Origin of the sequence: Bacteroides caccae, assembly GCF_002222615.2 — a bacterium.
Taxonomy (GTDB): domain Bacteria; phylum Bacteroidota; class Bacteroidia; order Bacteroidales; family Bacteroidaceae; genus Bacteroides; species Bacteroides caccae.
Map to the genome: position 1 here is coordinate 3,125,131 of NZ_CP022412.2, position 20,414 is coordinate 3,145,544.

Consider the following 20,414-nt stretch of genomic DNA (forward strand, 5'->3'; position numbering starts at 1 on the left):
AAGTTGTTGTTTTAGGTTATGCCAATAACAACAGTTATTGTACGCAAAGAGTTTGTTGCTTCACGTAGATTTGTTACTTTTGCACTTTCAAAATAAAACTAATCATATCCTGTATGAAATCAGACATAGAAATTGCTCGCAGCATTGAATTGAAGAAGATAAAGCAAGTTGCCGAAAGTATCGGAATCCCTCGTGAAGAAGTAGAAAATTATGGTCGCTACATCGCAAAGATTCCCGAACAACTGATTGATGAGGAGAAGGTGAAGAAAAGTAACCTCATCCTGGTAACTGCCATTACAGCAACAAAAGCGGGTATCGGCAAAACCACTGTATCTATCGGTCTCGCTTTGGGACTCAATAAAATTGGAAAGAAAGCTATCGTTGCTTTACGTGAACCCTCTCTCGGACCCTGTTTCGGTATGAAAGGCGGTGCGGCCGGAGGAGGATATGCCCAAGTGCTCCCCATGGAAAAGATTAATCTTCATTTCACCGGAGACTTTCATGCTATCACTTCTGCGCATAACATGATTTCCGCTTTGCTTGATAATTATCTTTATCAGAATCAGGCGAAAGGTTTCGGACTGAAGGAAATCCTATGGCGCCGGGTGCTCGATGTGAACGACCGTTCTTTGCGTAGTATTGTCGTAGGTCTGGGGCCAAAATCAAACGGTATCACTCAAGAATCCGGTTTTGATATTACTCCGGCGTCGGAGATTATGGCTATCCTTTGTCTTTCTAAAGATGTGGATGACTTGCGCCGCCGTATCGAAAATATCCTGTTAGGCTTTACATACGATGATAAACCTTTTACAGTCAAAGATTTGGGAGTGGCGGGAGCTATCACCGTACTGTTGAAAGACGCCATTCATCCCAACTTAGTGCAGACGACCGAAGGAACTGCTGCTTTCGTACATGGCGGCCCGTTCGCTAATATAGCTCACGGATGTAACTCTATTCTGGCAACCAAGCTGGCTATGTCATTCGGCGATTATGTGATTACGGAAGCCGGATTCGGTGCCGACCTCGGTGCGGAGAAGTTCTACAATATCAAATGCCGTAAGAGCGGACTCCAACCACGTCTGACTGTAATCGTGGCTACGGCACAGGGACTGAAAATGCATGGTGGTGTCAGTCTCGACCGCATTAAAGAACCGAATATGGAAGGATTGAAAGAAGGATTGCGCAATCTGGACAAGCATGTCCGTAATCTTCGTTCTTTCGGTCAAACAGTGATTGTAGCTTTCAATAAGTTTGCTACAGATACAGATGAAGAAATGGAACTGTTGCGCGAGCATTGCGAGCAGTTAGGCGTAGGTTTCGCTATCAACAATGCATTCACTGAAGGAGGAGAGGGCGCAGTAGATATGGCTCGCCTGGTGGTAGATACTATCGAAAATAATCCGTCCGGTTCTCTGCGTTATACTTACAAAGAAGAAGACAGCATACAGCAGAAGATTGAAAAGGTAGCTACCAATATTTATGGAGCAAGCGTTATCACATACAGCAGCATTGCCCGTAACCGCATCAAACTGATTGAGAAAATGGGAATTACCCATTATCCGGTCTGTATTGCAAAAACACAATATTCATTCTCTGCCGATCCTAAGATTTATGGTGCAGTGAATAATTTCGAGTTCCATATCAAAGATATAGTCATTAATAACGGAGCTGAAATGATTGTTGCGATAGCCGGAGAAATTCTCCGCATGCCGGGACTTCCTAAAGAACCGCAGGCGTTGCACATTGATATTGTGGATGGAGAAATAGAAGGTTTGAGCTAAAAAACAATCGGACCGCAGGAATCCCTGCTTCAATGAGTAAATCCCCGTCTTTCCTTATAAACCAATAGGGAAAGACGGGGATGCTTGTATATAGAGTCCGGTACACCTTTTTATATCTCTTCCGGCGTACCGTACGATTGAATTCGTTTTTTGTTGAAGAGATATTCCATATCTTTTTTTTGTAATAGGAAAAACGAAATTCCTGACAGATAGTTCGGATAGAAAAGTTAATAAATACAAAAAGAGGTCTGTCCTTTTTGAAAAGAACAGACCTGATAAGTTACAGTATCCGATAATCCGAATATCAGACCTAAAATAAAGTATGCCTCTTAATAAGCAAAAAGAGGATATTTCTTCATTGTCTCATTGACACGTGCACGAACTTGTGCGATAACCTCTTCATTGTCTACGTTGGATAACACAGTCTCAATCATTTCTGCGATTTCAAGCATCAGATCTTCCTTAGCACCACGAGTTGTAATAGCTGGAGTCCCCAGACGAATACCGGAAGTCTGGAAAGCCGAACGGCTGTCGAACGGAACCATATTCTTATTAACGGTAATATCAGCAGAAACCAATGCTTTCTCTGCCACTTTACCTGTCAAATCAGGGTATTTGCTACGCAAGTCAACCAGCATAGAGTGATTATCAGTGCCACCGGAAACGATCGTAAAACCACGGTCAATCAATGCCTGTGCAAGTACGGCAGCATTCTTTTGTACTTGTTTTGCATATTCCTTGAATTCAGGTTGCAGGATTTCGCCGAAAGCCACAGCTTTGGCAGCAATCACGTGTTCCAGCGGTCCGCCTTGGATACCTGGGAAAACAGCTGAATCCAGCAGTTGAGACATCATTTTGATTTCACCCTTCGGAGTTTTCTTTCCCCAAGGATTAGGGAAATCTTTGCCCATCATGATGACACCACCACGAGGCCCGCGAAGTGTTTTATGTGTAGTAGAAGTGACGATATGTGCATATTTAACCGGGTTTTCCAGTACTCCGGCAGCAATCAGACCGGCAGGATGAGCCATGTCGATCATCAGGATAGCACCTACTTTGTCTGCGATTTCACGCATACGCTTGTAGTCCCATTCACGAGAGTAAGCGGAACCGCCGCCAATGATCATTTTCGGTTTTTCGCGTAGAGCGACTTCTTCCATTTGGTCGTAGTCAACGCGTCCTGTTTCCTTATTCAGATTATATTCGCAGGGAGTATAGATAATACCGGAAGTATTTACTAATGAACCATGAGAAAGGTGCCCGCCATGTGCAAGATTCAATCCCATGAATTTGTCGCCCGGATTCAGGACAGCCAGAAAAACGGCTGCGTTAGCCTGTGCTCCGGAATGCGGCTGTACGTTTGCCCATTCGGCTCCGAAGATTTCTTTCAGGCGGTCGATAGCGATTTGTTCGCTCTGGTCTACAACTTCACAACCTCCGTAATAGCGTTTGCCCGGATAACCTTCTGCATACTTGTTAGTCAGGCAAGAACCCATTGCCTGCATTACCTGGTCACTCACAAAGTTTTCAGATGCAATCAGCTCGATACCTTTCAGCTGACGTTGGTGCTCTTTTTCGATGATGTCGAAAATTAAGTCGTCTCTTTTCATTCTTTTATAATAAGATTAAATTTCTAATTCGAGATACCTTATTTTAAGCGTACAAAGTTAATGAAAATAAATAAAGAAAGAAGGAAGTACAAGAAAAATGTTAGTCAAAAATGGAATTTAGTAGAAAATGGTCAGAAGATAAAACCGAGCGAAAAACTCAAGGCGCTGTCGCGGCGGTCGAATATAATCCGGCTGATTCCTGTGCTGCCGTCCGAGTTGATATTGTCATAGGTAATAGACTTGGAGATATTTCCAATTCCCTGCTCGTAGCGGAAATCAAAGAAAATACGGGAAATATTGACTCCCACGCCAATCACTGCACTTATATTAAACGGATAGAGTTTCTCATGGATACCTTTCTGGTCGAAATTGCTGAAAGTTATTTCGTTCTTCTTTCCCCATAAATAACGGAGCTTGGGACCGGCAAAGATAGACATTCCGTAAGGACCTTTCTTCACTACGTTATAGCCATACAGAACGGGAAAGTCAATACTGTGCAATACAGATTGAACCGAAGCATAATCCGGCTCGATAGCCGGATGTTGAGAGCCGAGTTTATCGAATGTAATCTCGCATTTGGTTACATTGTATGACACTTCCGGTTGGATATAATGTTTCTTCATATTGATACGCATGAAGAGAGCACCGAAATAACCGATTTTATAATTATTCTGCACCTCGTCGATAGTCACATCTTTGATTTTCAACTCGGAAACCATAAACATGGAGGAATTGAACCCTGCCCTGACACCGAAGTTTATTTTCTTCGTATTGGGACGGTCCACCTTGTCTGCGGTATTGCGATTCTGCCCGAAAACCGTACCGGCTACCGTCATCAAACCGAAAAATAGTATTTTACGCAGCATATTCATGGTTATACAATCCTTTGTCTTTATGATTTTTTCTTTTCAACACTCCAACCGAATTTTCCGATTTTTTCTCCCAGACCATAGTATCCTCCGTGAACATATACCAGAGGATTAGCTTCCGCCAGTTCGAGCTTCCCAGTCTCAGGATTCAGATTCCGGTCGTCGGCACGTACATTTACTACATCTGCTATAAACATATCATGCGAACCGAGAGATACGATCTCTTTTACGCGGCATTCGATGCAGAGGGGAGATTCCTCAATCAAAGGCGCACTGACTACGGTGCACTGCCCCGGGGTTAGCTTCATCTCGTCAAACTTATGATAATCGCGTCCTGAACGAACTCCGCACCAGTCGGTGGCGAAAGCCATGTCTTTTGTCGTCAGATTAATGACAAACTCCATATTCCGCTTGATAATCTCATAAGAATGTCGTTCCGGGCGTACGGATATATAGCATATGGGCGGGTTTGTGCAAATCGTACCCGTCCATGCTACAGTGATAATATTATATTCACTTTCTTCTTTTCCGCAACTGACCAGCACAGCCGGCAGCGGATAAATCATCGTTCCTGGTTTCCAGTCCTGTTTCACTTCTTTATTGGAAAAATGAAAATTAAAGAATGGTGATTTCCTCACGTTTCTGTTCCTTCTCGCAATAATGGCATTTTACGATGCAATTATCCTTGTCCGTCACATGGAATAACGTAGCCATTGGCTCATTGTTCGTGATACATTTCGGGTTCGCGCATTTCACGATTCCGCGAAGCTCATCCGGCATTCTTACTTCTTTCTTTTCCACTACCTCGTAGTCGCGGATAATGTTCAGTTTCACATTCGGAGCCACAACCGAAATACGGTTGATTTCTTCATCGCAGAAAAACTTGTCCGCGATCTTGATAATCCCCTTCTTTCCCAGCTTCTTGCTGTCGAGGTTGAAACCGATAGTGATATTGCTTGTCATTTGCTCCACGCCGAGCAGTTGCACTACGGTAAAGAGCTTTTCAGAAGGAATATGGTCAATCACTGTCCCGTTTTTCAGGGCGGCTACTTGCAATGCTTGTTTATTTTCGCTCATAATAAAATATCGTTTTTAACGTCCTCTAATGTGATACCTAATACGTCGCAAAGAATGGCTTCACGGGCATACAGACCATTTTGTGCCTGTTGGAAATAATATGCCTTCGGGTTATCGTCCACATCGTATGCAATCTCGTTGACACGGGGTAGCGGATGCAGAATGCGCAGGTTCGGGCGAGTATTTTCCAACATCTTGTTGCGCAGGATATAAACGTTTTTCACCCGTTCATATTCCATTAGGTCGGTGAAGCGTTCACGTTGCACACGGGTCATATACAGGATATCTGCATCTGCAATGATTTCTTCGCTGAAATCCGTGTGTTCCACATATTTTATCTGGTGCGTTTTACAATAGAGTTTGTATTCTTCCGGCATTTTCAGTTCATCGGGAGCGATGAAGTGGAAAGTGGGGTTGAAGTGACGCATTGCCATTAACAGGGAGTGCACGGTACGCCCGTATTTCAAGTCACCTACCAGGAAAATATTCAGGTTTTCCAGCGTGCCTTGCGTTTTGTAGATAGAGTATAGATCGAGCATTGTCTGTGACGGATGTTGGTTCGCTCCGTCTCCGGCATTGACAATGGGCACAGGAGCGACTTCACTTGCATAGCGGGCAGCTCCTTCCAGATAGTGACGCATGACGATAATATCTGCATAATTGCTCACCATCATAATCGTGTCTTTTAGTGTTTCCCCCTTTGACGAGCTGGTAGCTTTGGGGTCGGAGAATCCGATCACACGTGCTCCTAGACGATTGGCGGCTGTTTCAAAACTCAGGCGGGTGCGGGTAGAAGGTTCGAAGAACAGGGTTGCTACTACCTTTCCTTGCAATAACCGGCGGTTGGGGTTCATTTCAAACTGCTTCGCCATTTCGAGCATGTAGAGGATTTTTTCTTTAGAATGTTCGGCAATGGTTACTAAACTTCTGTTTTCCATTTTGTTATATTTTATGTGGATAGAACTTGTTTTACCGGAGCGTAAAGGTACGAAGAATTTGTGAATAGCACAGATTTTTTCGTACCTTTTTTTATCATTCGGCGTTTATTTCTGCTTGTTGGTCAATGCGGCAATGATATACTTTCCCGGTGCCCCGATCTTGCCCCACGTCGTATTGCTGAACAGCCTCCATATCTGCGTGCCTTTCCTACCGTAATCCGACAACTTCATAATTGCCTGCTTTTCTTTCAGATCCGTCACTTTATGGCGTTCCAGGCTTTCCAGCAGTCCGGTTACGTTGTGTGTAGTCTGATTGTAAGCATACCCCGGAATTTCAAACGAAGCATTACTTGTTTCTTCCTCCTCAGAAGATAGTTTATTTTGGTTTGGTTTAGTTTGTCCGGAAATGTCCTCATTTTCCGGATTCACCTCCGCGTCAGCTTTAAAAATGTCTGCATCTTTTTTATTCGTGCCTCCTTTTTGTTTACCATTTCCTGGCCGGACTTCCAACAAATAAGGTAATTTAGAGAAATCAATCTTTCTTCGTACAGTAGCTTCCAGCCAGACTTTCTGAATCTGCTCTGAGGTCAGGACCCCATATTTCTCATAAATATCTTTATTGAAAAATTCCTTTTCCAGCAGTAACTCTATAATTTTCTCCATTACTTCCTCTTTAATACCTCCGCCTACTTTACGGACGAAGATAAGACTCTGTTCTTTTCCCCAAGAAATATAATACCCTTCTTTATAGATTTTGCAGAGTAGTCTCATGACAATATAAGAGGATAAGATTCCGAATTTAGCTTCTAACAGTTCCATTATTTCTTCGTCGAAAAAATTTGCAGGTGTGGGGAAATAGGGGATTCCTTTATTAATCATACTCATAGTTCAATATTTTTTATTAAATGTTATACAATCGCTTTCCATTCCAACAGGTTTCCGATCATAAACCGTCTCCACGCGTGTTGCTCCATACTCCAGTAGACCACAGACATCTGTCGGGAAGTGATCTTGAACTCCCGGTGAAAATCTTTTTCATATCCAACCAAGGTTCCTTGTTCCATACAGAATGTGCCGTCTTGCTTATGGAAAGCTATCATGGCATTTCCATATAACATTCGTTCAATAAGCTCTATACAGCTTTGCGCAGTTTTTTCTGCACATTTTTCCGAAATACCCTTTTCGGCGGCAATACGTTTTTTCCATACTAACTTGCAGGCTTCTAACTTGCTTTTGTCTATTTTTCTTTTCATCTTTTTTCTTCTGTTTTTTTTAATATTTGTTTTTTTACGAATAAAATCTCCCCTTCAGGATAGTGACGGTATATGATTATTATAGGGTCGCTATCCTTTCATTATAGTGATACTGTTTAATTGTTATAGCGTCACTATTTTTGAAGATAGATATACGTTGTCTTTAGTCGGCTAGAAACGGCTGCGAAAGTATATCTTTTGTTTCTTCTGCACAATTATTTTTGTCAACGCTTATTCTCTACTCTCTTTTTTACTTGTTTTTCGTCCTCTTCTTTTCGTTCTCGTTCCTCTTGCCTGATGTTACATAACTTTGTTTCTATACTGCTAATTTCTAACAATTTAAACCCGCCATGTTTAGCTATATATAAGCTCTTAGGGGGCACAGAACGATGTGTGTAAACTACGGCGGCCGCAAAAATATGTTGGATATCCGATGAATAAGGGGATTGACGTTATTTTCGATAAGATGCCAATATCAAAACAACGCGTTACATTGGTTTACATTTGACTTCCATTCAACTACCATTTGAACAGTTTGAAGGCAACAAAACGTTAACTATAGACTACTGGTTGACATTATTCAAGAGATAATCTAATGTGATTGAGGGAAAACCTTTATATACCGCTAGTTTCAGCACTTTGTGTTTGAGGTTAGCGGTTTTATTGTTGCTGTTTGAGAAGCCGTTCAAAAGCTGTCAATTCACAGTTTTGAGAAGACGTTTTTGAATAAAATATTGGAAGTTACTAAAATGTTAAAATCGACTTTAGGGATACCATTAAAGATACTGTTTAGGGATACTATATTTTTCCGTAAATAGAAGGAATTATCAAGTTTAGGGATACCTTTTCAAGACTTTTTTTTGCGTGTTGAGATATAGATAATACCTTTTTTGATACGTTTTTTGCCTCATTTATGCGTTTTAAGAGGGGGATAATACCATTATTGCGACGGTTTATGGCAATACAAAGATGAGGTAAGTCATTGATTTATAGTGTGTATATTGGGAATTATATGTAATTTAGCGATGAAAAAGTGCGTGTGTGTGCTTTTACGCATAAGATAGACATTATTTCCTTATAAAATAGTTGTTCATTCTTCAGGTTTTTACTATACTTTTGTAGTGACTGAGACAATAACATAGGGATATATCTATTAAAAAACAGAAAAGAATGCCCTTTATGGAGGCTGTAACGAAAGAAACAGCGACTTCGCCCTATGTAGAAAGTGTCAGTCACTCCTACGGAGGGCTTTCTTTTTATATTAAAGAAAGACTGATGGGCGAAATTAAAAATGTAATCGAGACTATTGTTGTCGATGGTAAAGAGATGGCTATTGAACGCCGGAGTGATAATGTATGGGTGAATATGACTCAGATGGCTATACCATTTGGAAAAAACAAATTACCTACTCAATGGCTTAGAACTAAAGAGGCACATGAGTATCTTGCAGCGCTTTCCGTTATGCATAAATGCAGAACGGCTGATTTAGTGATAGTTAGACAGGGAGGGACGCCTCAAGAACAAGGAACATGGTGTACGGATTATCGTATTGCTATGCGATTTGCACAATGGTTAGATATGAAATATAGTATTCAAGTAGATAGTTTACTAGTTCAAATTGCTAACGGAGAAAAGATTGTATCTGATGTTCTTCCTTTTGATGGAAAGAATTATATCAGTCAAAGTGATTATTGCCGGACGCTTGAATGTAGTTATCATAGCTTCTTTGGCTTGAAAAGTCATTTCCCTACCGAGTATATATATGTATTGGGAGTTTGGTATGTTAGTATGAAGCTTTATCGAATGAAGGAAGCTGATAGGCGAATTAGAGGAGTAAAGGCTGATTTGCGAAAAGAAAAAGATAAATGGCAGTTGAAATTTGAATTTCAATAATAAACGAGGCGGCATTATTTTGTCGCCTCGTTTATTATATATCTAATTATCATATTCTTGTATCTCTTTTTTTATTGGGCAGTGGCAGAGGCCGCATTGTCGGCATTGGGCGAAGAAGGTTTCTTTGTAGAAGCATCCTTCGCAGTTCCTAAACCCTTAGGATGTTCTTTAGCTTCTTCTGTTTTCGGCTCATAATGTGAAAGTCTAGCTTTTGTTTCGGCTAGTTCTTTTTCTATTAATCGTAGTTCTATATGGAGCTTATCAATTTGAGCATCTTTTTCGTCAAGTTTTTCCATGAGGCGTAACGACATAGCAGATATATTAGAATCTGTTAATGATGGTGATAAATCAAATTGGTTTATACTATATACTTCAATAAATTTATCAAGAAAAGTATCTGCTAGTCCTCTACTACCATTTAATACAGAGTTAAGATATTGAGGCTTAATGCCTAATGCTCTTGATATATCCGCTTTAGATACACCTTCTTTAGACAATCGTTCAACTTCTTTCTTGAACCATTTCTCTTTTAATAAGGATATATTTTCCATTTATAACGCAAAAAGATTTATATTTTCTTGTATATATAAACCAAAATGGTTTACTTTGCTGCCGTTACCAAAATAGGTAACGCCACAAATATACGAAAGAAAATCAAAATAGTGATATATGAAGACAGTAATAATCAAAGAGTACGAATTGCCACTGGTACCGCCTACTGGATATAAAAAGGCTGTAGCAAAGGCTGCTGGAGTTAGTGAGAAAACAGTGTATAACGCTATTAAAGGTGGATTGAGAGGTCCGCAGAGTGATAAGGTTATGCAAGTCTATAAGGAGCTGTATGGCAAACCGGTAAAAACGGAAGTAGTTAAGTAGTAACTATTAAATAATATAAAGTATGAAAAGAAAAGCATCCGGTATAACTCCTTATAGTAAACATATGCAAGAAGTTATCCGGATATTCGCCGAGTTTAGATCAAAAGGTCTTTCTGTTCACGCATTGAGAGAATCTTATTTGAAGAAAGTTGAGAATCCGTATCGTGAAACAATAACCTTATAACTAAAAATATGCCTGGATTACATAAAATGAATAATACTAGTTTACAAAAAGTGAAAGTATTGTATAAATAACAAGTAAGAACAATGAAGATAACAAGACTATTAAGCTCCATTTTTCGCAGTGTAGGGTTCTTTTTTTCTTCGGGGTATTTACCAGATTCGGGTTCCTGTTTTCCGATAATACTTTTTGAAGTTCTTCCACAAAGGCTTTCTTTGTCCGCTCTGGAAGCAATGACAAATCACGTAGCACTATTGCAGAAAGCAGGACTCCTAGTAGCAGTAGACATATCGACAGAGCAAATACCAGACGGGTATATAGGCAAGATGTCTGTGTGGAATGAAGGCTTATCAGAATGCCCAAAACACTGGCTCCTGCCACAAGGATACTTCGATAGAACTCAGCTTGCTTGTCTGTAGATAGGTTGGTTAACTCTGTTAGTTTATGGAAGTTTTTAATCCAGTCTTCATTAATCATGATTATATTAATTTTAGTTAGATAGCTACAAAAGTAGCAAAACTATCCCGGTTCGGGATGAATAGGGATAGGCTTTTTGAATATAAACTTTAAAGAATTGAAGATATGATATACTGGAAAGAAGAATGCGCCCGCTTGGTGAACTCGCAGTCGGTGGTAGTAGTGGTTGATCACTACGATGAGAACAGAGTTCCTGTGTTCGCAATCCGGCGGGCACAGTCTGCCGGTGGTAGTCGTAGTGGCAAGAACTCCTACTGGAGTGTAACGTTTGACGAGCCGCTAAGTGATGAATGTAATGCTGTGACGTTCCCTTTTATTTTGGCTACGATAAGTTTTGACCACAATCATGAAATTCTGCTTCTTTCGAAACGTCTGGAGGAATATCATCCGGCTTGGACACTGGACGGATATGAGAAAGAGTTGGAGTGGCGCAAGGAAAGTGCGCTTTATGGGATGAAACAGATGTTTAACGACTTAAATAAGATAGTATGAAAGTGATCAGATGGATTCAGAATTTGGCTGCTATAGCGGCTTTGGTGTTGGCTCTAAACTTGGCGGATGGGTTGGAGATATCTTTTAAGGATGCGTGTACGGCTGGTGTGTTATTAGTTCTTTCGGTTGCTATGCTGTTGGGACGGGCCTTGGAAGAGGAAAGGAGGGTTGAGTGATGGGTGACGAAAGAATGATGCATAGAAAAAATTTAGAGCAACGCATTGAGGAACTTACGATTCTAAGGAATGAAACCGAACTGTCACTATTAAAAGCAGGCTGTTTGGAATCAATTAACGAAATGACTGACAATTCGTTTTTATGGACACCTCTATTATCCCAGGAACATCCTTCTTTATATTATCAAAAAGCGATACAAGACTCTTCAGCAGAGCCTTATCTTCGGTTAGCCGGTCTTTTGGAATTTTTACTAAAAAATTCAATTCCAAAGGAACTCCAAATGCAGGGGTTGACCATCCGGATTCAGGAAAATAAATGTCACTACTGTATCTCAGGTTCAATTTCCTTAGATGATCTTTATAAATTGTGCGAACATCATCAAGTGGACCTCGACTGTGCGAATAAAAAATAATAGAGAAATAGTTCATGATTATATATTTTTTTTGGTTTTGATGACTACAAAGGTAGCAAACTATTCCGGTTCGGGATGAATAGGGATAGTGTTTTTCTCACATGCAAGATAAGAACAGCAATGTGGCTTACGGGTTCGGTTCGATGCCGGACGCTTGCGCAAATCTAAAAATATTTTGATTATGGAAATGTTTGGTAATATACGGTGCGTGACTTTCGCTGAGCTGGTGACTCAGGGAGGAATCCTGAGTGAGCCGAACTATAAGAAGAAAGTACGTGAAGGGAAGATTCGGGTGCTTCGTCCCGGTAAAGGGAAAGGTGCTTGTGCTCTTATTGACTACGTTTCCCTCTACAAACCTATCAAAGACGCTTACGACGCCAAATTCCCGGATGCGGAACAACGGATGAAAGAACAAATCAAAGCAGAAATCATGAATGACACATTAAGAAGTGACAGCAAGGCTGTTGAGTTCTATCGTGACAGGTACAGGCTTGCCGACGGTAGCGGGCTGACAGATAAAAAGCAGGCAGAATATGTGCTGAATGCACAAGTGATGAATGAGATGATCCGTGTGGAAAGCGAAATGGTGTCGCGCCACAGGAAAAGCGGTTATTCACATCCGAAGGAAGTTTGGGAAACCGTGCTGGGCACATGTGAGAAACTTCGTGGTATGTATCAGCATACACTTCCATCCAACGCTGCCCGTCTTCGTGAAAAGTTTGTTGCATATAAGAAATATGGGTATGAAGTCCTGGTCAGCCGCAAGAACGGAAATCAGAATACCCGCAAGATCGGACCAATGGAAGGGCGTCTGCTGCTGAAACTGAAACGTAGCAAGTTCCCTATCTATACTGATTCGCAGATATTTGACGAATATAACCGCCAAGCAATCGAACGCGGGTTGAAACCAATCAAATCAATGACTACTTTGCGCAATTACTTGAATGATCCTGCCGTAATGCCACTTTGGTTTGCTGCCGTATATGGTATGCAAAAGTGGAAATCGAAATATTCTTCATTGCTGAAGACACAGCTTCCGCAGATGCGTGATGCCCTTTGGTATTCTGACGGTACGAAACTGAACCTTTACTACCGGAACGAAGCAGGAAAGATGTGCACCACTTCCGTCTACGAAGTGATGGATGCCTACAGCGAAACATTGATAGGCTATGACATCGCTCCGAAAGAAACATTCGACAGCCAGTACCGGGCATTCCGCCAGGCGGTAGAATTCGCAGGTGTCCGTCCATACGAAATAGTAAACGACAATCAGGGCGGACACAATAAACTTGCCGCACAGGGCTTTTTTGATAAGATTGCCATTCTGCACAAACCTACAATGCCCTACAACGGACAGAGCAAGACGATTGAAAGCGTCTTCGGACGTTTCCAGCAGCAGATACTCCATAAGATATGGTACTTCACCGGACAGAACGTGACAGCAGTTAAGATGAGCAGCAAGCCGAACCTTGAATTCATCGAGCAAAACGCCTACGCATTGCCCACACTGGCAGAGGTAAAAGAAATCTACCGTCAATGCCGTGAAGAATGGAACAACGCTGCCCATCCGGCTACCGGTATCGCCCGCATCGACATGTACCGCATGAGCGAGAATCCGGAGACTACGCCCGTTCAGCCCGTAGACGTGATACAGATGTTCTGGCTGACAAGTGCCAAAGAGGTGACCTACACCAATGCCGGACTGAGAATAGAAATTGACAAGCAGCGATATGAGTACGAAGTCTACGGAGAAGACGGTCTGCGCAACGAGCAATGGGCGCTTCGCAACACCGGACGAAAATTCCGTGTCTTGTACGACCCGATGGATATGTCCACCGTAGAACTATGGGAAGTCACCGCATCGGGACTGAAATTCAGTGCAAGCGCCACTCCGCGGGTTGTCATCAGCCGTGCGACACAGGAGCGTACTTCCGAAGAAACCTCGTTCATGCGCCGGACCGTCAATCTGAACAAAGAGACAATGGCTCTGGTGCAGTTCAGTACCGAAGATTTTGACTTGAACGAAGCCATTGCAGCCGAATTGTTCGGACTTTCCACTCCCAAACCGAAGAATGTGGGTAAGAAGAAGCTGGACGAGGTACGCGAGAAATACGAAGCGGGCGTATTGAAAGCTCCCATTTCCCTGCCTGAGAAGCTCGCTATGGACGAAGAAGAGGAAGATACGGAACTGGGCTATTCCACAACCGGAGAATATACCAAGGTCACTTCAAATCTGACCTTCGAGGATGTAATCTCTTCCCGTTACGACCGGATGTAGCATCCGCCCCTTGATTAGTAATCAATAATCATTTAAATAATACTCAAACAATGAAAGATTTAAGCCTGGAAGATAAAAACGCTATCCGCGACGCATTGAGCGCCTATTGTGACAACTACTTGTCACGCAATCGTGCAGCGGAAAGCCTGAATGGTGTGAGTGCCGCCACCGTCTCCACAATCTTGAACAGCAAATATACCAACATCTCCGATGATATGTTTGTACGTATCGCCACGCAGATCGGCTTTAGCTTCGAGCACTGGGCACTGCATGAAAGCGAGACATTCAAGGATATTACTTTTGTGCTGGCGGATGCCCAATTGTACAAGAACGTCACCTGGGTGGTCGGCGATGCCGGATGCGGAAAGACTACCGCGGCTATTGACTACCGTAAAAAACACCGCAACGTGTTCTATATCCTTTGTTCGGAAGACATGAAGAAAAGCGACTTCGTTCGTGAAATTGCCAAGCAGGTAGGTGCGCCGACCGACGGAACCAACCTTCGCGATATGCTTGAGTATGCTATCAGCATGATCGCCTTTCTGAATAACCCGCTGCTCATCTTTGATGAAGGCGACAAACTGACAGATTCTGTGTTCAACTACTTTATCTCCATTTACAACCGCTTGGAAGGTCATTCGGGAATAGTCTTTTTCTCAACGGACTACATTAAGCGGCGCATGGAAAACGGATTGCGGTATAATAAGAAAGGTTATAAGGAAATCAATTCCCGCATCGGCCGTCGATTCTTTGACCTTACAGCTACCACCCGGAATGATATTTTCGCCATTTGCCGTGCGAATGGACTGACCGATGAAACAGAGATAAAAAAGGTGTTGAAAGATGCGGAAGCCAGCGAAAACGACCTTCGCAGAGTGAAACGTTTTGTCCATTCCCGCAAACGCCGCATAGATGAACTGAAAAGGAAGGGAGAAGCGGAATAATGGGTAGAGCCAAGTCGGTGAGTGAGTTGCTTGCCACGAAAGTGGAAACATTTCCCTTCAAGAACGAATGGTACGATGCCTTCGGAGAACCGGAACGTAAAGGTGTCTGGCTTGTATGGGGAAATTCCGGCAATGGAAAAACAACCTTCGTCGTTCAGCTCTGTAAATATCTCTGTCAGTTTGAACGGGTGATATACAATAGTTTGGAGGAAGGTGCCAGTCTGACGATGAAAAATACATTGGTGCGATGCGGAATGCTGGAAGTAAACCGTCGTTTTCTTCTTCTGGACAATGAGCCGATAGATGAATTGAGCGAACGGTTGCTACGGCGGAAGTCTCCGGGAATAGTCGTTATCGACAGCTTTCAATACACGCAGATGAACTATAGACAGTATATAGCCTTCAAGGAGAAGCACAAGGATAAGCTTATTATTTTCGTCAGTCATGCCGATGGAAAGCTCCCGTCCGGACGCAGTGCCCGCAGTGTGATGTATGACGCATCTCAAAAGGTATATGTGGAAGGGTACAGGGCATTCAGCAAAGGGCGGTTCAACGGGCCGAAGATGCAGATTGACGCATGGCCGGAGGAAGCCTCCAAATATTGGGGAGAAGTTTTCTAATCATTAAAATAACATCATGAGAACAACGAAAGACAAGACAATCAGTCCACAACAGATGAAAGCGTTGCACGCCACATTTCGCAGTAAGGGATTTGATGAAGAAGATCGCCATGATTTTATCAGTCGGTTTACAGAAGGACGTGTCAGTAGCACAAAGGAACTGACATTTAATGAGGCAAGGCTGATGCTTGAACGGTTGAATGAGTCTGATAAGAAAAAGAAAGAACGGGAACAGGCGGAAGCCAAGAAGCAGTTGAAGGCGATTTTCTTTCTCTCTTTTGAGATCTCTTTCCTGAACAAAGGATTCAGTAACGATACGGAAGAGGAGTTTGAAATGAATAAGGCGAAACTCAATGTGTTTTCCCGTAATAAGAGTGCTTCACATAAGAATGTAACGGAAATGAGTTTATCTGAGTTGAAAGCCTTCAAAAGACAACTGGAAGCGATTGTCTATAACGAAAATAATAAACATAAAAATAAGAAATCATGAGAAAGAGTCAGGAAGTAAATAAGGCGATTGTCATTCTGCGTAAAAAAGGGGATAAGACTAGTCTGAATCAAGCGGAAGTCTTGAGTGGACGTCATTCGGAAGTATGGGTGTTTGAGCACTATGTTCAGAACGTATCGGCTGAATGTCGGGACGAAGCGACTTATTGTGCGGCTCGCGATGCTGCGTTATTCCTAAGTGGGAAACTTGAGTTGGCAGAACTGATACCTGATGCGGAACAGTATCCGATAGCAGAAAAAGAACTGAAAGATTCATCGGGCAAGGATAGGATGAAGAGGTTGGAGGAACGTGTTGCTGAACTGGAGCATGTGATTGCTCTTTTATCGGAGAAAATAAATTTGACGGTAAGGGATGAGGATTTGGGGTATATGACTTCTAAAGAGGTGGTCGATTATATCGGTTGCCCGGTATCTTTGATGAGGAACTGGAGAAAAAAAGGTGTCCTTCCTTATTACCATAGGGGGAGCAGAGTCTTTTATCATAAAAAGGATATCGATAATAGTACCACTATAAAAAAATATATGAAGACTCATGGCACGCTTGCAAAAGGAATCCGTTGATTCCATGTCCCTCCGTCTTCAGGAGGTCATCCGCCTGAAGGAACGAATCACCCGTGACGAATCCCGTCTGGATGAAATCATCAACATTTTGTTGGAACGTGACACTTCGGAGAAATCGAAAGAAACGGATGATTTGATTTTAGAGTTGAACAGCACCGGAATACGCATTGAACGGGATAAGGTGAGCCTTGCGAAGCTGAAGGCCCCTTCGGAGTTGACGGACGAAGATCGCGAAAACCTTCCGCCTCCGGGTACCAGCGAGAAATTTAATATCAAGTATTAATCATAGTATGAACCATTAAAAGAAAAGAATTATGGCAAAGACAAGAGTAAAGAAAGTCGTTATTTCCGGCATTACATCGGAGCAGGCGGAAATCGCCTTCAGTGAGTTTGCGACGGCTGATGCCAAAGTGCAGAATATCCAGAGCAAAATGGATATGGAAATCACCCGCATCCGTGATAAATATGCGGATGTACTGGCAGAGCAGCAGGCTATCAGAGAAAAGAATTTTGAAATCATGCAGACATTCGCGACCGAGCATCGTGAGGAGTTATTTTCCAGACGTAAGAGTTATGAAAGTGCTCATGGTACGTTCGGTTTCCGCACAGGAACTCCCAAATTAAAAAACGTCAAAGGGTTTACCTGGGCGTCCGTCACTAACCTGGTGAAGGAATTTCTTCCCGCTTACATCCGTGTGAGCGAGGAACTGGCAAAGGACCGTCTTCTTGCCGATCGTGACAAGGAGGAAGTTGCTGAGCAATTATCAAAATGTGGTATGGTTGTAGTACAAGATGAAACATTCTATGTGGAACCCAAGAAAGAAAACGAACAGCCGTCCTGAGTATTCGTATGCGCCTATTGGTAGCCGTTGGGCAATCTATCATTGGAAAGAGTCCAGCAATATCAGCACCGGGGACAAAGTGACGGAGTTTTTCACCCGTGAAGAAGCCCGGAAAGAATGCTATCGGTTGAATGGTTGGAAGTATCAAGCCCCTAAGTCATGACGAAATTCATTTATAAGAGCAATCTCCGGCGTGAACGGATGCCGGAGTGGCTCAAATACATCACGGATTACACACTGGAAGAATTCAACAGTCTTTTCCCTATTGGTCTGAAATTTGACTTTGAGATGCTGGAGTGGTCAATCAAGGATGATTTACGAATGCTCGGAAAAGACAATGTGACCACGGAACTGGTGGCGGATGAAGGACAGACAGTCATCTTCATCAAACGCTCCGGACATACACTAGTTTCAATCTATTTTAAATAACATTTTATCAACAATTAAATAACTTACAAATATGGCAATGCACACATGGTTTGAATGCAAAATTCGTTACGAAAAAGTAATGGAGAACGGGATGCAGAAAAAAGTAACTGAACCTTATCTGGTGGATGCTCTCAGCTTCACGGAAGCGGAAGCACGTATCATCGAAGAGATGACACCTTTCATATCGGGGGAATTCGTAGTATCGGATATTAAACGTGCCAACTACAGCGAACTGTTCCCCAGTAATGACGAACAGGATGACCGCTGGTTCAAGTGTAAACTGGTTTTCATCACTCTTGATGAAAAGAGCGGGGCGGAGAAATGTACTTCCACTAATGTGCTGGTTCAGGCTTCCGACCTCGACCGTGCGAAAAAGAACCTGGACGAAGCAATGAAGGGATCAATGGCGGATTATCAGGTTCCCGCGGTGACGGAAACGGCAATTATGGATGTTTATCCGTATACGGCATCAGATAACGAACCGGAATTCAGGGAATGATTATAGCTGTAGACTTTGACGGGACGATTAGCCGGGGTAAATACCCGGCTATTGACGGAGAACAACCGTATGCGGGAGAATCGCTGAGAAAGCTTCATTCGCAAGGTCATAAGATTATCATATGGACTTGCCGTACTGGGGACAGACTGTTGGAAGCTATCAACTGGCTTCTTGAACATCAGATTCCATTCAGTCGTATCAACGACCACGATCCGGATAATTTGGCCAAATACGGTGGTGAAGGTGGAAAGAAGATATACGCGCACGTCTATATTGATGATAAGAATATCGGCGGCTTCCCCGGGTGGCCTGCATGTCTGGCGGAGATTGAGCGTATGGAAGCTGAATACGAAGTTTTTTTGAAACAACAAACCTTAAGAAATGAATAAAACTAAGTGTATTACGTTCGACAAAGCAGCTCAAGACGCTTTGCCGGAACATATCAAAGATAAAATGAAAGCCGACAGAACAATTGCTAAGGCTATCAAATTGTGTCAGAAAATTGCTAAAATAGAGAAAGACCGCGCGCTGTCTGCCGGATACATGCAGGAGTTAATAGAAGAAGCGGAAACCGTTTTTAAATAACCCTCAAAACAGAATAGAAATGAACTAACTTATTCCGACTGCCTATTCAGCAACGAAAAAAGAATAATAAAACTCCTTACAACCTCGATAAATAGGGACTTTCATTCGCTTTTCTCCCTGTTTTTTCGTATCTTTATAGAGTGGAAAAGCAAAAAAATATTCATCAAGCGTGATTGGATATTCAAAAAGAATTCGCATCTTTGCGACGCAAAAGTATTTTTTTACCAGTGGCAGAGTTATCTGTCCATGCGTCGTGTTTGGGCTTTTTTTATGCCCATATGCGAACCATACATAGTATGGCGGCATCTAACCCCGTGCATAGATTATAATGGTCTATGCAAGTCACTGGTAAAGTACTTTTGCAGCGGGAAGTGGATGCCGTTCTTTTTAACTATCCACATGCAAAAAAACTTTACTTTATGACAATTTCAAATGAACCGCAAGCTACCGGCTTGCTGGAGGTATTCACCTTCAATCAAAACAGTACACCTATCCGTGTGCAAGTAATCAACAATGAACCTTGGTTTGTAGCAAAAGATGTTTGCGATGTTTTAGGCATTTCAAAGTATCGTGATGCTATTGCTCGATTGGATGATGATGAAGGATGTCCAATTGAAGTGGACACCCTTGGAGGAATGCAAAAAATGGCTGCTGTAAATGAATCAGGATTGTATACTCTTATTCTTCAATCTCGTAAACCTGAAGCTAAACCATTCCGTAAATGGGTTACTTCTGAAGTTCTTCCTTCTATCCGCAAAAAGGGATACTACGGCATCAAGAAACAAGCTAACAATTATTTAGATGCTCGTGATATACCTTATACTAAACAGTTATTCAATGGCTGCGAAATCCGTACTATCACTATTGAAGGCAAGCAATGGCTATCAATGAACGATTTTCATAGAGCTATAGGCAGCAGTACGGAAAGTAGTCAGGCTGCAAAAAAGTTGAACGCAAAAGAAGTGAATGCTCAGAAGATACATATCTTCGGTAATACCCATCCTTCATGGTTCATTACTATGACTGGAGCCATGCTGCTACTTTCGTGCAGTCGCAAGATGCAGAATATGAGACAACTCGAACTTCAATTTTCAGAATTGTAATAATCAAGTA

General features: G+C 42.3%; 28 protein-coding genes. 19 read left to right on the forward strand and 9 right to left on the reverse strand.

The features are described from left to right. Positions 1-113: 113 nt before the first annotated feature. A complete protein-coding gene (locus CGC64_RS12690) occupies positions 114-1,781 on the forward strand; it encodes a formate--tetrahydrofolate ligase (protein ID WP_005676073.1) in 1,668 nt (555 codons plus the stop codon). A 329-nt stretch (positions 1,782-2,110) separates the two neighbouring features. Here CGC64_RS12690 and glyA read toward each other — a convergent pair whose 3' ends face one another. From glyA to CGC64_RS12725, 7 genes are all read right to left on the reverse strand, one after another. Then, complete coding sequence (gene glyA / locus CGC64_RS12695) at positions 2,111-3,391, reverse strand: serine hydroxymethyltransferase (RefSeq protein ID WP_005676072.1); 1,281 nt, start codon at positions 3,389-3,391, stop codon at positions 2,111-2,113. Positions 3,392-3,522: 131 nt separating this feature from the next. Next, a complete protein-coding gene (locus CGC64_RS12700) occupies positions 3,523-4,263 on the reverse strand; it encodes a porin family protein (RefSeq protein WP_005676071.1) in 741 nt (246 codons plus the stop codon). Between the two features lie 20 nt (positions 4,264-4,283). Continuing rightward, entirely contained in the window at positions 4,284-4,853 is a 570-nt protein-coding gene (locus tag CGC64_RS12705) for a flavin reductase family protein (protein ID WP_032854975.1), read from the reverse strand. A gap of 22 nt (positions 4,854-4,875) precedes the next feature. Then, positions 4,876-5,337 (reverse strand): aspartate carbamoyltransferase regulatory subunit, encoded by a 462-nt coding sequence (gene pyrI / locus CGC64_RS12710; protein WP_005676068.1) that lies wholly within the window; start codon positions 5,335-5,337, stop codon positions 4,876-4,878. Beyond that, entirely contained in the window at positions 5,334-6,275 is a 942-nt protein-coding gene (pyrB, locus tag CGC64_RS12715; protein ID WP_005676067.1) for an aspartate carbamoyltransferase, read from the reverse strand. The genes pyrI and pyrB overlap by 4 nt, the downstream gene beginning before the upstream one ends. Before the next feature lie 105 nt (positions 6,276-6,380). After that, entirely contained in the window at positions 6,381-7,160 is a 780-nt protein-coding gene (locus CGC64_RS12720; RefSeq protein WP_005676066.1) for a DUF4373 domain-containing protein, read from the reverse strand. Between the two features lie 23 nt (positions 7,161-7,183). Next, positions 7,184-7,528: an SH3 beta-barrel fold-containing protein gene (locus CGC64_RS12725; RefSeq protein ID WP_005676065.1), complete on the reverse strand. Its 345-nt coding sequence runs from the start codon at positions 7,526-7,528 to the stop codon at positions 7,184-7,186. A 1,179-nt stretch (positions 7,529-8,707) separates the two neighbouring features. On the opposite strand from CGC64_RS12725, the gene CGC64_RS12730 reads away from it, so the two are divergent. Next, complete coding sequence (locus CGC64_RS12730; RefSeq protein ID WP_157448281.1) at positions 8,708-9,421, forward strand: KilA-N domain-containing protein; 714 nt, start codon at positions 8,708-8,710, stop codon at positions 9,419-9,421. A gap of 71 nt (positions 9,422-9,492) precedes the next feature. Here CGC64_RS12730 and CGC64_RS12735 read toward each other — a convergent pair whose 3' ends face one another. Continuing rightward, positions 9,493-9,972, reverse strand: coding sequence for a helix-turn-helix domain-containing protein (locus CGC64_RS12735; protein WP_005676063.1), 480 nt, complete (start codon positions 9,970-9,972; stop codon positions 9,493-9,495). Positions 9,973-10,090: 118 nt separating this feature from the next. Here CGC64_RS12735 and CGC64_RS12740 point away from each other — a divergent pair, with 118 nt between their 5' ends. Continuing rightward, positions 10,091-10,297, forward strand: coding sequence for a hypothetical protein (locus CGC64_RS12740; RefSeq protein ID WP_005676061.1), 207 nt, complete (start codon positions 10,091-10,093; stop codon positions 10,295-10,297). 220 nt (positions 10,298-10,517) lie between these two features. On the opposite strand, the gene CGC64_RS12745 is transcribed toward CGC64_RS12740, so the two are convergent. Continuing rightward, positions 10,518-10,955 (reverse strand): hypothetical protein, encoded by a 438-nt coding sequence (locus CGC64_RS12745; protein WP_005676060.1) that lies wholly within the window; start codon positions 10,953-10,955, stop codon positions 10,518-10,520. A 105-nt stretch (positions 10,956-11,060) separates the two neighbouring features. Between CGC64_RS12745 and CGC64_RS12750 the strand changes: the two genes are divergently transcribed. From CGC64_RS12750 to CGC64_RS12830, 16 genes are all read left to right on the forward strand, one after another. Beyond that, positions 11,061-11,447, forward strand: a complete 387-nt coding sequence (locus tag CGC64_RS12750; protein WP_005676059.1) for a hypothetical protein — start codon at positions 11,061-11,063, stop codon at positions 11,445-11,447. Next, positions 11,444-11,623: a hypothetical protein gene (locus tag CGC64_RS12755; RefSeq protein ID WP_005676058.1), complete on the forward strand. Its 180-nt coding sequence runs from the start codon at positions 11,444-11,446 to the stop codon at positions 11,621-11,623. Before CGC64_RS12750 ends, CGC64_RS12755 begins: the two co-directional genes overlap by 4 nt. Further along, the gene (locus tag CGC64_RS12760; RefSeq protein ID WP_005676057.1) at positions 11,623-12,036 is read left to right on the forward strand and encodes an SH2 domain-containing protein; all 414 of its coding nucleotides are present in this window, start codon (positions 11,623-11,625) and stop codon (positions 12,034-12,036) included. The genes CGC64_RS12755 and CGC64_RS12760 overlap by 1 nt, the downstream gene beginning before the upstream one ends. Before the next feature lie 181 nt (positions 12,037-12,217). Next, positions 12,218-14,314, forward strand: a complete 2,097-nt coding sequence (locus CGC64_RS12765; protein ID WP_005676055.1) for a DDE-type integrase/transposase/recombinase — start codon at positions 12,218-12,220, stop codon at positions 14,312-14,314. 50 nt (positions 14,315-14,364) lie between these two features. Then, a complete protein-coding gene (locus CGC64_RS12770) occupies positions 14,365-15,258 on the forward strand; it encodes an AAA family ATPase (protein WP_005676053.1) in 894 nt (297 codons plus the stop codon). Then, positions 15,258-15,878: a DNA repair protein RadA family protein gene (locus CGC64_RS12775; RefSeq protein ID WP_005676052.1), complete on the forward strand. Its 621-nt coding sequence runs from the start codon at positions 15,258-15,260 to the stop codon at positions 15,876-15,878. The genes CGC64_RS12770 and CGC64_RS12775 overlap by 1 nt, the downstream gene beginning before the upstream one ends. Before the next feature lie 16 nt (positions 15,879-15,894). Then, positions 15,895-16,368, forward strand: a complete 474-nt coding sequence (locus CGC64_RS12780) for a hypothetical protein (RefSeq protein ID WP_005676051.1) — start codon at positions 15,895-15,897, stop codon at positions 16,366-16,368. Continuing rightward, a complete protein-coding gene (locus CGC64_RS12785) occupies positions 16,365-16,946 on the forward strand; it encodes a helix-turn-helix domain-containing protein (protein WP_005676050.1) in 582 nt (193 codons plus the stop codon). Before CGC64_RS12780 ends, CGC64_RS12785 begins: the two co-directional genes overlap by 4 nt. Continuing rightward, positions 16,918-17,229, forward strand: coding sequence for a hypothetical protein (locus tag CGC64_RS12790; RefSeq protein ID WP_232286810.1), 312 nt, complete (start codon positions 16,918-16,920; stop codon positions 17,227-17,229). The genes CGC64_RS12785 and CGC64_RS12790 overlap by 29 nt, the downstream gene beginning before the upstream one ends. 31 nt (positions 17,230-17,260) lie before the next feature. Then, positions 17,261-17,788: a host-nuclease inhibitor Gam family protein gene (locus tag CGC64_RS12795; RefSeq protein WP_005676048.1), complete on the forward strand. Its 528-nt coding sequence runs from the start codon at positions 17,261-17,263 to the stop codon at positions 17,786-17,788. Further along, entirely contained in the window at positions 17,751-17,951 is a 201-nt protein-coding gene (locus tag CGC64_RS12800) for a hypothetical protein (RefSeq protein WP_055171045.1), read from the forward strand. Before CGC64_RS12795 ends, CGC64_RS12800 begins: the two co-directional genes overlap by 38 nt. Beyond that, a complete protein-coding gene (locus CGC64_RS12805) occupies positions 17,948-18,217 on the forward strand; it encodes a hypothetical protein (RefSeq protein WP_005676047.1) in 270 nt (89 codons plus the stop codon). The genes CGC64_RS12800 and CGC64_RS12805 overlap by 4 nt, the downstream gene beginning before the upstream one ends. A gap of 31 nt (positions 18,218-18,248) precedes the next feature. Beyond that, a complete protein-coding gene (locus CGC64_RS12810; RefSeq protein ID WP_005676046.1) occupies positions 18,249-18,716 on the forward strand; it encodes a DUF4494 domain-containing protein in 468 nt (155 codons plus the stop codon). After that, positions 18,713-19,105, forward strand: a complete 393-nt coding sequence (locus tag CGC64_RS12815) for a Cof-type HAD-IIB family hydrolase (protein ID WP_005676045.1) — start codon at positions 18,713-18,715, stop codon at positions 19,103-19,105. Before CGC64_RS12810 ends, CGC64_RS12815 begins: the two co-directional genes overlap by 4 nt. Continuing rightward, positions 19,098-19,301 carry a hypothetical protein gene (locus CGC64_RS12820; protein ID WP_005676044.1) on the forward strand — a complete coding sequence of 68 codons (204 nt, stop codon included), beginning with the start codon at positions 19,098-19,100 and terminating at the stop codon, positions 19,299-19,301. Before CGC64_RS12815 ends, CGC64_RS12820 begins: the two co-directional genes overlap by 8 nt. Positions 19,302-19,720: 419 nt before the next feature. Next, complete coding sequence (locus CGC64_RS12830; RefSeq protein ID WP_081447293.1) at positions 19,721-20,404, forward strand: BRO-N domain-containing protein; 684 nt, start codon at positions 19,721-19,723, stop codon at positions 20,402-20,404. Positions 20,405-20,414: the final 10 nt, after the last annotated feature.